Origin of the sequence: Streptomyces ureilyticus, assembly GCF_011045025.1 — a bacterium.
Classification (GTDB): domain Bacteria; phylum Actinomycetota; class Actinomycetes; order Streptomycetales; family Streptomycetaceae; genus Streptomyces; species Streptomyces ureilyticus.
On the sequence record NZ_JAAKZX010000263.1, the window covers coordinates 1 to 11,384 of the forward strand.

Genomic DNA, 11,384 nt, shown 5'->3' on the forward strand with positions numbered 1-11,384 from the left:
GGGTGATCTGGGCCTGCTGGCGCGACGGAGCCTGCTACGACCCCGAGATCCACCAGGCCAACGGAAAGATCAACACGACCGCCGACACCCCCTTGGCGGCATAGAGGTTGACTCAGGAAACTCATGCCGCGACCACCGCCCGTCCGGTGAGCACGTCGGCGTAGTGCCCGATGAGCTGGTCGCCGACGGCCGCCCAGGTGCGGCCCTCGACGGTACGGCGCGCCTCGGCGCCGTACGCGGCCCGCAGCGCGGGATCGGCGGCGAGCACCGCCACGGCGTCGCGTACGGCACCCTCGTCGCGCGGCGGGACGAGGAGTCCGGTGCGCCCGTGGGCCACCAGGTCGAGCGGTCCGCCCGCGGCGGGGGCGACCACGGGGACACCGCTGGCCATCGCCTCCTGCACGGTCTGGCAGAAGGTCTCGAAGGGTCCGGTGTGCACGAAGACGTCCAACGAGGCGAAGATCCGGGCGAGTTCGTCACCGGTGCGACGGCCCAGGAACACGGCTCCGGGAAGTGCCCCGGTCAGACTCGTCTGGCTCGGGCCGTCGCCCGTGACCACGACGCGTACGCCGTCCAGGCCGCAGACTCCGGCGAGGAGTTCGACCTGCTTCTCGGGAGCGAGCCGGCCGACATAGCCGACGATCAGCTCGCCGTTCGGCGCGAGTTCACGGCGGAGTGCGTCGTCCCGGTGTTCTGGGCGGAACCGGACGGTGTCCACACCGCGCGGCCACAGTCGCACCCGGGGCACACCGTGCGCCTCCAGGTCCTGCAGAGCGGCGCTGGACGGGGCGAGCGTCCGGTCGGCGGCGGCGTGGACGGAGCGGATACGCCGCCAGGCGGTGGCCTCACCCGCGTGCACATACGTGCGGGCGTATCCGGCGAGGTCGGTCTGATAGACGGCCACGGCGGGGACGCCGAGCCGGGTGGCGGCCGCCATTCCGCGGACGCCGAGGACGAAGGGGCTGGCCAGGTGGACGAGGTCGGCGCGGTGTTCGGTGATCGCGGCGGCGACGCGGCGGCTGGGGAGGGCGACACGGACCTGGGGGTAGCCGGGGAGCGGTAGGGAGGGGATTCGGACGACGGGGCACGGCGCGAGGGCGTCGGGCCCGTTGCCGGCGGCGGTGGCCGGGGCGACGACGAGGGGGGCGTGACCGCGGTCGACGAGGTGTCGGGCGGTCTGGAGCGCGCAGTGGGCCACGCCGTTCACGTCGGGGGGAAAGGACTCGGTCACGATGACGACACGCATACCGGTGTTGTCGTCGTGCTGGACGTGGCCGCGTCAACGTGGATCTTTCCGGAGAGGGAACGTCCCATGAGCGTTGCGCTGCGTGCGCCCCCGGATCACGCCCCGGTCACGCCCCGGCATCCGGGCTCGTACGAACGGACTACGGGCGGGCGACAACGCGCTCACACCACGGTCGCATCCCGCATCGCCACACCACGGCCGCATCTCGCACCCCGCCGCGGAGGTGCGCGATCTCACACGTGGACGCTCCGGCCTTCACACGGCGGTCGTGTCCGGGCCGATTCTGCTGCGGACCGCCGTCTGCACCTCGGCCTCCTCGGCCGGATCGGCGGCGAGCCGCCGGAGCTGATCGACCACCCGGGCGTCACCGGTCTCGGCGTGCCGGGCGGCCACTTCCCGGGTCGTCTCCTCACAGTCCCAGAGACACTCGACGGCGAACCCGGCGGGGAAGGACGGATCGGTGGCGGCCAGCGCGCGAGCCGTGCGCCCGCGCAGATGCGATGAGGCCGTCTCCCGGTAGACGTGGCGCAGCACGGGTGCGGCACAGGCGATACCGAGTCGTCCGGCGCCGTCGACGAGGGTGCACAAGGTCGGCGCGTCCGGCCCGTCCCCCCGTACGGCCTCACGCAGGGCGCCCAGCACCAGCTCGCTGTCCTGTGCGCCGCCCCGGCAGGCGAGCACGCGTCCTGCGGCCTGACCGAGCGCGTCGGGCCGGTGCGCCCACCGTCGCGCCCGCTCCACGGCGGCGACGCTGCGCATCCGCTCGAAGGCGTCCACGGCGGCGCCCACGACGAGTCGCGAGCCGGCGACGTGGGCGGCCTCGATCAGGTCGAGTACGTCGGGATCATGGCTGTCGGCGAGATAGCGCAGGGCCGTACAGCGCGCTCCGTCGTCGCCGTGCCGGGCCGCGTCGATGATCTCGGCGCGGTCGTCGGGCCCTGCGACGGCGGTGAGGCAGCGGGCGGCCGGGACATGGAGCGCGGCTCCGCGTTCGACGCCCTGCTGGGCCCATTCGAAGACGGCCCGCACGCTCCAGCCGGGCCGGGGCCCGGAGGGTCGCATCTGCCGCTGCCAGCGGTCGAAGGAGCCTGCTTCTTGGGCGGCACGCACGCGCGTGGCGACGGATACGCGGGGGTCCTCGGCCCACAGCCGCCAGGGCCGGGGTTCGAAGGCGTCGCGCACGGCGGCGGCGAGTTCGGCCTCGCCCTCGGGGTCTGCCGGGAAGCGGGCGAGGACGGGCGCCGCGAGGGCGAGCAGTGCGGCGTCGTCGTCGCGCAGTGCCAGTTCGTCCAGGGCCCAGGCCCAGTTACTGCCGCGGGCGGCGTACCGCCGCAGCAGTTCGAGTGCGTCCCGCCTGCCGTACGAGGCGAGATGCCCGAGCACGGCGAGCGCGAGTCCCGTGCGCGACTCGTCCGTGTCGAGGATGTCCGCGGCGTCGAAGAGGTGGGCCTCGATCTCGTCGAGTTCGCCGTTCAGATCGAGATAGAGACGGGCGTAGTACAGAGAGCGGTTCTCCACCTGCCAGTCGTGGCGGGGGTCGTGCAGCACACACGCGTTGAGCGCGGCGAGCGCCTCGGGGCGCGGTGCGGTGAGCGCGTGCAGCGTGCCGTCGCCGCGGCCCCTCTGGAGCAGGCCGAGCAGCGTACCGCTGGGCGCTATGACCGGATCGAACATGGGAAACAGCCTCACATCAAGCGTCGGCGCAACCGGGGATCGTGCTTTACCTGGTCACGTGACAACACGTCGGGACGCCCGTCGTTTCCTGCTTGCTGTAGACCATCTTCCTCTGCCTCTCGTCGGTGCCCGTCAGGGCCGCATCACGGCCCGCGCGGTGCGGCAACACCTGCCCAGCCATCGCGTCCGTGAATCACGACGTCATGATGACCCAGCGGTTCTCGCTACCGCGACCGCATTTCCGGCGGCTGGGTACCGCCTCCCCCAAAATCGTTGTTGCGCCTGGTCAGGGCGGGTGCTTCAGTTCGCTCCGAAGAGGCCGAGCAACTCGGCCTTGCCGAACATCCGGGCGGTGTCCACGGCGGACGGCGTGCCCGCTTCAGGGTCGGCACCGGCGTCCAGAAGGACCCGGACCACCCCGTCCTCGCCCTTGAAGACCGCTCCGGCGAGCGGCGTCTGGCCCCGGTCGTTGACGCGGTCGGCCTCGGCGCCGCGCTCCAGGAGGGCGCGTACCGCTTCCGCGTGGCCGTGGTAGGCGGCGAGCATCACGAGGGAGTCGCCGCGGTCGTTGGTGAGGTTGGCCGGGACGCCCGCGTCGACATACGCGACGAGCGCCTCCGTCTCGCCCCGGCGCGCCAGATCGAAGATCCTGGTCGCCAGCTCCACGACCTCGGGGTCAGGGGCTTCACTCATCGCCGGATCACCTCTCGCTGCGCGAACTCGGGAACTTCGGGTCCGTACGGCCACGCGCGGGGCGTCCGTACGAGTGAATCGCCAGCGTACTGGCTTGAGCGGACACACGACCGGTCCCGGCCGAGGCAAAGATCAGCTCGAAGCCGGCAGCCGACCTCTGACATCCGGGCGTCCGGTGGACCAGGACCATCAGGGCACAACGATGGGAAATTCACCTAGTTGCGGCTTTTGTCATACCGATACATGCTGTGACTCTGGAAGCACTCATGGTGACTGCCCCCATCGAGCCTCCCTATCACCAGGAGAACGATCATGATCCTGTCCATCTCAGGTGTCGTCCTGCTCGGCATCATCATCCTTATCCTCTGCCGCAAAGACGGCCTCAAGTTCTGGCACCTGATGGTGTGCGCGCTCTTCGGGTTCTATCTGGCGAGCACGACCATCGCCCCGAGCATCAAGGCCGGCGGTGAGAGCCTGGCCGGCTTCCTCGGCGGAATCAGGTTCTGAAGCCCCTCCCCTCCGCGCGCAGTCAGGAGACAGCAGTGGCCCGGCGCCCCCTCCCCCGCATTCTGAGCAACGGCAGCGACCGGATCGTCCGCGGCCGGGAGCTGGCCCGGTCGGCCGCCGACAGCGCCACCGACGTTCTCCATCCGCTGATCACCATCACCCGTGGACTGCGCCGGCTGGCGGCGGCAGGGCGGCACAGATGGTCCGGCACCCCCAAGGACCGGCGCGGCCCGCTGCTGTTCCTGCTGGCCGCGATCGTGCTGGCCGTCGCCTTCCTGCCGTTCGGGCCGCTGCTCGCCACCATCACCCTCATGGCGGCTGCCGCCTGGCACGGCCGGGACCGCACCGCGTCCCGGCCGGCGGGCCCCGACGCGGCGCAGACCAAGCGCCTGCAGTCGCTCTACGAGGCGCTCGTCCCGTACTTCTCGGTCCCCGAGGACCCCGCTCCCCTGTTCACCCACGGCGGGGAGTGGTCAAAGGCCTTCGTCTCGTACGCGTTCGACGGCACCGGCCGCATCTCACAGCTGACGATCCGTTACCCCGCGTACTTCACGGACGGCGACGCGGCCTCCCGCGCGCGTATCGAGCAGTTGCTGCACACGAAGTCGGGCCGTGGCCGGGAGTACCGCTTCGAGTGGGACGAGGAGGGCAACCAGCTCACCGTCACGGTCCTGCCGCCGCTTTCCGCCGACATCGCCGCCCAGCGCTTCGTCACGGCTCCGGGCGAGACCGTGCTCGGCTTCACCGATCCGGCGGGCGTCCAGCGCACGCTCCCTGTCATCTCCGGTACGCAGGGGCGCGACGTACCGCCGGTCGTCTGGCGTACGGGGGTGCGCTCGACCGAGCCGCATCTTCTCGCGGTCGGCGGTCCCGGGAGCGGCACGAGCACCCTCCTGAGGTCGATCGCTCTGCAGACCCTCCGGCACAGTGACGTGCTGATCGTCGAGGGCGGCGGCACGGGCGAGTACGCGTGTCTCGCGGGCCGCGCCGGCGTACTGGCCGTCGAGTGCGATCTGGCGGGTGCCCTGGCCGGTCTGGAGTGGGCGACGCACGAGACGGAGCGACGTCTTATCGCCATGAACCGGGCCCGTCAGGCGGGCCAGTCCGCGCCGGACGACACGCGGCGTCCGCTCTGGCTCCTCCTGGACCGCCCGACGGTGCTCGGGCAGCTTGCGGCGTCCGAAGGGCGCCGGGATCCGCAGTCCCTTCTCCAGGTGCCCTTGCGGCACGGACGCGCGGCCGGTGTGACGGTGGTGGTGGCCGAGCAGTTCGACGGCATGGAGAGCCTGACCGACCTGGTACGTCAGCACACGCGCGCGCGTGTGGTGCTCGGCCCGGCTTCCGCCGGGCAGCTCGAAGCGGTGCTCGGGACGCTTCCGCCCACCACACCGACCCCGGACGTGCCCGCCGGACGCGGCTACGCCCGGCTGGGCACGGGTCCGGTGCACCGCCTCCAGGTTCCGGCGACCCCGGACCCGTACGACGAGGCGACGAGCGAGGTCCACCGGCAGGCCGTCCTGAACCTCCTGCCGAAGCGCACCGCCCCGGCGGAGACGGAGGCGGACGCGAAGCCCGCCAACGTCACGGTCGTCATGACGAAAGACGGCACGGGCGCCGAGGCGGGCGCAAAGGTCACGGCGGAAGGCTGACCGGTCGCGACAGAGGTCCGGGTGCGCGGGGTCACGCCACGAAGGTGCGCGGCGTCTCCGTCGCCCCGTTCGCTCCCGTCTCCACCAGCCGGGCCGCGGCGGCCAGACGCGCCGCGGCCTCGTCGGCCACCGCGCCGCCGACGGTGAACGGCAGCCGCACATAGCCCTCGAAGGCCCCGTCCACACCGAAGCGCGGCCCCGACGGCACCCGTACGCCGACCCGCTCTCCGGCCTCGGCCAGACGCGAGCCCGACAACCCTCCGGTCCGCACCCACAGCGTGAGCCCGCCGTGCGGCACCTCGAACTCCCAGCTGGGCAGCTCACGGCGTACGGCGGCCACAAGCGCGTCGCGGTTCTCGCGGGCCTGGCCGCGGCGCACGTCCACGGCCTGCTCCCAACCCCCGGTGCTGAGCAGCCAGTTCACGGCCAGCTGTTCCAGGACGGGGGTGCCCAGATCGGCGTACGCGCGTGCCACCACCAGGCTGCGGATCACATCGGGCGCCGCCCGCACCCAGCCGATCCGCATACCGGCCCAGAACGCCTTGCTGGCCGAGCCGACCGTGATGACCGTCGACCCGGCCGGGTCGAAACCGCAGACGGGGCGCGGCAGTTCGAGCCCGTCGTCCAGATGCAGCTCGCTCATGGTCTCGTCCACGACCAGTACGGTTCCCGCGGAGCGTGCCGCGTCCACGAGCCGCCGCCGCTGGTCCTCGTCGGCGAGCGCGCCGGTCGGGTTGTGGAAGTCCGCGACGACGTACGCGAGCCGGGGCGCCGCGTCGCGCAGCACCTGCCGCCAGCGGTCCGTGTCCCAGCCCGTGAGGCCCTCGGCCATGGCGACCGGCACCAGGCGGGCTCCCGCCTCCCGCATCAGCTGGAGGATGTTGGCATAACTGGGCGACTCGACGGCGATGCGCTCACCGCGCCCGGCGAACAGGTGACAGATGGCGTCGATGGCCCCCATGGCGCCGGTGGTCACCATGATCTGCTCGGGCATCGTGGGGATGCCGCGCGCGGTGTAGCGCTCGGCGAGCGTCGTACGGAGCGCGGGCAGCCCCGCCGGATAGTCGCCATGCGTGTGGGCGTACGGCGGCAGCTCCTCCAGGGCGCCCTGTACGGCACGGGTGAGCCAGGGCTCGGGCGCCGGCAGGGACGCGGTGCCGAGGTCGATCACGGAGCCGAGCGCATCGGGCGGCAGCGGTTCGAGGCCCCGTGCGGGCAGCGGATTGCCGGCCGGTACCGCGGTCCAACTCCCCGCTCCCCTACGGGACTCCAGGAACCCCTCGCTGCGCAGCGCCTCATAGGCCGCGGCCACGGTGGTGCGGCTGACGGACAAGGAGAGGGCCAACTCGCGCTCGGCGGGCAGCCGCGCGGCGACAGGGACGCGCCCTTCGAGCACGAGCAGCCGGACGCCGTCGGCGAGGGCACGATAGGCGGGCGGACGGCGCGTGCCCGGTCCGGCAGGGCGCTCCTGCTGCGAGTTGAGCAGCCGCGCCAGCTGCGCGGCACCGACGGCCGAAGTCCACTGTGCCATGATCCCCAGTCCACCTTCCCCGAATTGGCCACGGATGGCCATCCCACTACCAAGCCACAGGGTGCCACGAATCAGGCCACTACCGCTATCCAGCAGCTGTGCCTGCGGGTGTTCGCCGTTCCCTCGGCAGGCGGCAGCACCGTCGTTGCCGCGGGGCAACCGAGGGGGGCGATACTGCGCGTGTGACCACGCGGATACGCCATCCCTATCTCGACCATCCCGGCCCGATCGCCTTCGCCCACCGGGGCGGGGCGGCGGACGGACTGGAGAACACCGTGGCGCAGTTCCGGCGCGCGGTCGAGGCGGGCTACCGGTACATCGAGACCGATGTGCACGCCACCGCCGACGGCCGGCTCGTCGCCTTCCACGACGCCACGCTGGACCGGGTGACCGACGGGGCGGGCCGAATAGCGGACCTCCCCTGGGACGACGTACGGCACGCGCGCGTGGCCGGTGCCGAACCGGTGCCCCTCTTCGAGGAACTGCTGGAGACGTTCCCCGACGTCCGCTGGAACGTCGACATGAAGGCGGAGCCCGCCCTGCACCCGCTGCTCGACCTGATCGCCCGCACCAATGCCTGGGACCGCGTCTGCGTCGGCTCCTTCTCCGAAGCGCGCGTGTCCCGCGCCCAGCGCCTGGCCGGGCCCCGACTGGCGACCTCGTACGGCACCCGGGGCGTCCTGGGGCTGCGTCTGCTCTCGTGGGGCGTCCCCGCCGCGCTGCGCCGCTCGGCGGTCTGCGCGCAGGTGCCCGAGTCCCAGTCGGGGGTCCCCGTGGTCGACCACCGCTTCGTGCGCGCCGCCCACGCACGTGGGCTGCACGTCCACGTGTGGACCGTCAACGAGCCCGAGCGGATGCACCGTCTTCTCGACCTCGGAGTCGATGGCATCATGACCGATCACATCGAGACGCTGCGCGGAGTCCTCAAGGACCGCGGCACCTGGGTCTGACCGCCCGGCGCACCGCGCGGCGTCCGCGTACGGGGACTGCGACGGGGAAGCGAGGGCACGGGTGAGCACCGACACCGTGCGGACGGGGGCGGCCGACGACGCGGCCGGGCGGCGCCGCGAACAACACGGCTGGTACTTCTACGACTGGGCCTGCTCCGTCTATTCGACGAGCGTCCTGACGGTGTTCCTCGGCCCCTACCTGACGTCGGTCGCCGAGTCCGCGGCGGACGCGGACGGCTTTGTGCACCCCCTGGGGATCCCAATCCGCGCGGGTTCCTTCTTCGCGTACTCCGTGTCCGCGTCCGTGATCCTGTCGATCTTCGTGATGCCGCTGGCGGGCGCGGCGGCCGACCGTACCGGGCGCAAGAAGCCGCTGCTCGCGGCCGCCGCCTATGTAGGCGCCACGGCCACCACCGGCATGTTCTTCCTGGACGGCGACCGCTATCTGCTGGGCGGCTTCCTGCTGATCGTGGCCAACGCCTCGGTGGCCGTCTCGATGGTGCTCTACAACTCCTATCTGCCGCAGATCGCCCCGCCCGAGGAGCGCGACACCGTCTCGTCCAGGGGCTGGGCCTTCGGTTACGCCGCGGGCGCGCTGGTCCTGGTGGCGAACCTGGTGCTGTTCACGGCCCACGACAGTTTCGGTCTCTCGGAGGGGACGGCGGTACGCATCTGTCTGGCCTCGGCGGGCATCTGGTGGGGCGCCTTCACTCTCGTACCCCTCAAGCGGCTGCGCGACCGCCCTGTCACGTCCCCGAAGGGGGCGTCCGCGCACGGCTGGGGGCAACTGGCCGCCACCGTGCGCGACATGCGGCGCAGGCCCCGCACAGTCGCCTTCCTGCTGGCCTATCTCGTCTACAACGACGGCATCCAGACGGTCATCTCACAGGCCTCCGTGTACGGCTCCGAAGAGCTGGGCCTCGGCCAGTCGACCCTCATCGTCGCGGTGCTGCTCGTCCAGCTGCTGGCCGTGGGCGGGGCGCTCGGCATGGGCCGGCTCGCGCGCACGTACGGCGCGAAGCGCACGATTCTCGGCTCGCTCGTAGCGTGGACGGTGACGATCGGGGCGGGTTACTTCCTGCCCGCGGGCTCGTCCATGTGGTTCTTCGTGCTCGCCGCCGGGATCGGACTCGTACTCGGCGGGAGCCAGGCGCTGTCCCGTTCGCTGTTCTCGCATCTGGTGCCGCCCGGCAAAGAGGCCGAGTATTTCTCGGCATACGAGATGAGCGACCGCGGCATGAGCTGGCTCGGCCCGCTTGTGTTCGGTCTCACATACCAGCTGACCGGAAGCTATCGGGACGCGATCATCTCGCTCGTCGCCTTCTTCGTCATCGGATTCCTGCTGCTCGCGCGGGTTCCGGTGCGGCAGGCGGTGCGGGATGCGGGCAACCCGGTTCCGGACCGGATCTAGAGCCTGCCCCTGGTGTCGATTTAGCACCTGAGGCCAAAGGCCGGTAGTGTACGCGTTTGGCCTGCCAGGCGTACCGTTACTGCGCGTCAAAGAAGCCGAAACGTTGGGTGACATCTGCTCTCAGATGTGACAAACCGGGCGCTGGTGGGTACAACAAGGGGCGGCTACGACGGCGACGCATGACCCGCAATGGGAATCTTTACCGCCGACCGGACGTTGACCGGATGACGACGACAGCGACACCTGTCCTGTGGGCGACAAGCCCGGGAGGCACGATTCATGAGTGAGCGAGCTCTTCGCGGCACGCGCCTCGTGGTGACCAGCTACGAGACTGACCGCGGCATCGACCTGGCTCCACGCCAGGCCGTGGAGTACGCATGCGAGAAGGGCCATCGTTTTGAGATGCCCTTCTCGGTGGAGGCGGAGATCCCGCCGGAGTGGGAGTGCAAGGTCTGCGGGGCCCAGGCACTCCTCGTGGATGGCGACGGCCCCGAAGAGAAGAAGGCCAAGCCCGCGCGCACGCATTGGGACATGCTGATGGAGCGGCGCACGCGCGAGGAACTCGAAGAGGTCCTCGAGGAGCGGCTGGCCGTTCTTCGCTCCGGTGCCATGAATATCGCGGTACATCCGCGGGACAGCCGCAAGTCCGCGTAGTCCCTCCGGGGGTTGGGCGGCATACAGAGCGCACCCGGGACCGCGGGTGCCGTGCCTTTTCGTGCACGGCACCCGCGGTTCTGTTGTGTTTTCAGGGTGCCGCCGAGTGGTGGGTTGCTGTCCCTGGGGCTGCGCCCCAGACCCCCGTCGCCCCAGCGGGCTCGTCCTCAAGCGCCGGACGGGCTGAAAATCAGCCCGTCTGGGGGCACCTCCCAGCGGTAGCTGGGGGAGTTTGAGCACCGGGGTCCAGCGCGCGGAGACCTGGGCGCAGCCCCCAGCGGGGTCTGGGGGCGGAGCCCATGGTGGGGGTTCGGGGCGCAGCCCCGAGGATGGGACGGGTAGGGGCGGCGGAGGCGAAGAACCCGGGCCTCAGCCCGTCAGCGGCGGGCGGGGTCCCGGATCGCCCTCCGGGCCCCGGCGCTCGTCATCGTGGATGACCTCGCCCGGCACGACCTTGCCGTCGGGGCGGTGCATGCGGGCCTGTTGGAAGGCGTCGCCCAGGGTGCCGGGGGTAGCCTGTCGGAGCTTGGCTTCGACGGTGCGTTCTGCGTAGCGGCTCAGGGACTTCTGAACCGGTGGGATCAGGAGGACCAGGCCGAACGCGTCGGATATCAGGCCGGGCAGCATCAGGAGCAGGCCGCCCAGCATCGTAAGACTGTTGCCTTCGCTGGCCCGCTCGCCCTGCGGCAGCACTCCGCTCTGCTGCTGTTGCAGCGTCTCGCTCAGGGCCCGGAAAGCTCGGCGTCCGGCCCGCTTGATGACTACGGAACCCAGCACGAAACCGGCCACGAGCAGCAGGAAGACGGCCCAGCCGCCCGCCGCGCCCGCCACCACGGTCAGCAGCCAGATCTCCAGGACCAGCCATGCGGCGATGCCGAGCGGGAGGAACGTACGCAGCCGGGACCGCCGCGGTCGCGCGGGGTACGTCGGAGTCGGAGCGCCAGTCGTCATGCGTCCAGTGTGCCTGGCCCGGGCTCAGAGCGGGATAAGGGGGAGATCAGCTCCGCCTAAGGCCCCGCGGATCAGGGCGACTTACGCCCCAGGAGCCGCCCCGCCCGCTCCCCCACAC

The 11,384-nt window shown here is 71.4% G+C and carries 10 protein-coding genes; 5 read left to right on the top strand and 5 right to left on the bottom strand.

Features of this window, described 5'->3' with window-relative positions:
* Positions 1-121: 121 nt before the first annotated feature.
* The 3 genes from G6048_RS42615 to G6048_RS42625 all read right to left on the bottom strand — a co-directional run bounded on the left by G6048_RS42615 (position 122) and on the right by G6048_RS42625 (position 3,613).
* Positions 122-1,246, bottom strand: coding sequence for a glycosyltransferase family 4 protein (locus G6048_RS42615; RefSeq protein ID WP_165344983.1), 1,125 nt, complete (start codon positions 1,244-1,246; stop codon positions 122-124).
* Between the two features lie 255 nt (positions 1,247-1,501).
* Positions 1,502-2,920 (bottom strand): HEAT repeat domain-containing protein, encoded by a 1,419-nt coding sequence (locus G6048_RS42620; RefSeq protein WP_165344984.1) that lies wholly within the window; start codon positions 2,918-2,920, stop codon positions 1,502-1,504.
* Positions 2,921-3,220: 300 nt separating this feature from the next.
* A complete protein-coding gene (locus G6048_RS42625) occupies positions 3,221-3,613 on the bottom strand; it encodes an ankyrin repeat domain-containing protein (protein ID WP_165344985.1) in 393 nt (130 codons plus the stop codon).
* Between the two features lie 312 nt (positions 3,614-3,925).
* Between G6048_RS42625 and G6048_RS42630 the strand changes: the two genes are divergently transcribed.
* Both G6048_RS42630 and G6048_RS42635 read left to right on the top strand, forming a co-directional pair.
* Positions 3,926-4,120 (top strand): hypothetical protein, encoded by a 195-nt coding sequence (locus tag G6048_RS42630; protein ID WP_165344986.1) that lies wholly within the window; start codon positions 3,926-3,928, stop codon positions 4,118-4,120.
* A gap of 35 nt (positions 4,121-4,155) precedes the next feature.
* Positions 4,156-5,769 carry a hypothetical protein gene (locus tag G6048_RS42635; protein WP_165344987.1) on the top strand — a complete coding sequence of 538 codons (1,614 nt, stop codon included), beginning with the start codon at positions 4,156-4,158 and terminating at the stop codon, positions 5,767-5,769.
* Between the two features lie 31 nt (positions 5,770-5,800).
* On the opposite strand, the gene G6048_RS42640 is transcribed toward G6048_RS42635, so the two are convergent.
* Positions 5,801-7,300 carry an SCO1417 family PLP biosynthesis transcription factor gene (locus tag G6048_RS42640; RefSeq protein ID WP_165344988.1) on the bottom strand — a complete coding sequence of 500 codons (1,500 nt, stop codon included), beginning with the start codon at positions 7,298-7,300 and terminating at the stop codon, positions 5,801-5,803.
* A gap of 182 nt (positions 7,301-7,482) precedes the next feature.
* Here G6048_RS42640 and G6048_RS42645 point away from each other — a divergent pair, with 182 nt between their 5' ends.
* The 3 genes from G6048_RS42645 (at position 7,483) to G6048_RS42655 (ending at position 10,315) form a co-directional block, all read left to right on the top strand.
* Positions 7,483-8,250, top strand: a complete 768-nt coding sequence (locus G6048_RS42645) for a glycerophosphodiester phosphodiesterase (RefSeq protein WP_165344989.1) — start codon at positions 7,483-7,485, stop codon at positions 8,248-8,250.
* A gap of 61 nt (positions 8,251-8,311) precedes the next feature.
* Positions 8,312-9,661 (top strand): MFS transporter, encoded by a 1,350-nt coding sequence (locus tag G6048_RS42650; RefSeq protein WP_165344990.1) that lies wholly within the window; start codon positions 8,312-8,314, stop codon positions 9,659-9,661.
* A 279-nt stretch (positions 9,662-9,940) separates the two neighbouring features.
* Positions 9,941-10,315 (top strand): RNA polymerase-binding protein RbpA, encoded by a 375-nt coding sequence (locus G6048_RS42655; RefSeq protein WP_003977404.1) that lies wholly within the window; start codon positions 9,941-9,943, stop codon positions 10,313-10,315.
* A gap of 369 nt (positions 10,316-10,684) precedes the next feature.
* On the opposite strand, the gene fxsA is transcribed toward G6048_RS42655, so the two are convergent.
* A complete protein-coding gene (gene fxsA, locus G6048_RS42660) occupies positions 10,685-11,266 on the bottom strand; it encodes an FxsA family membrane protein (RefSeq protein WP_165344991.1) in 582 nt (193 codons plus the stop codon).
* Positions 11,267-11,384: the final 118 nt, after the last annotated feature.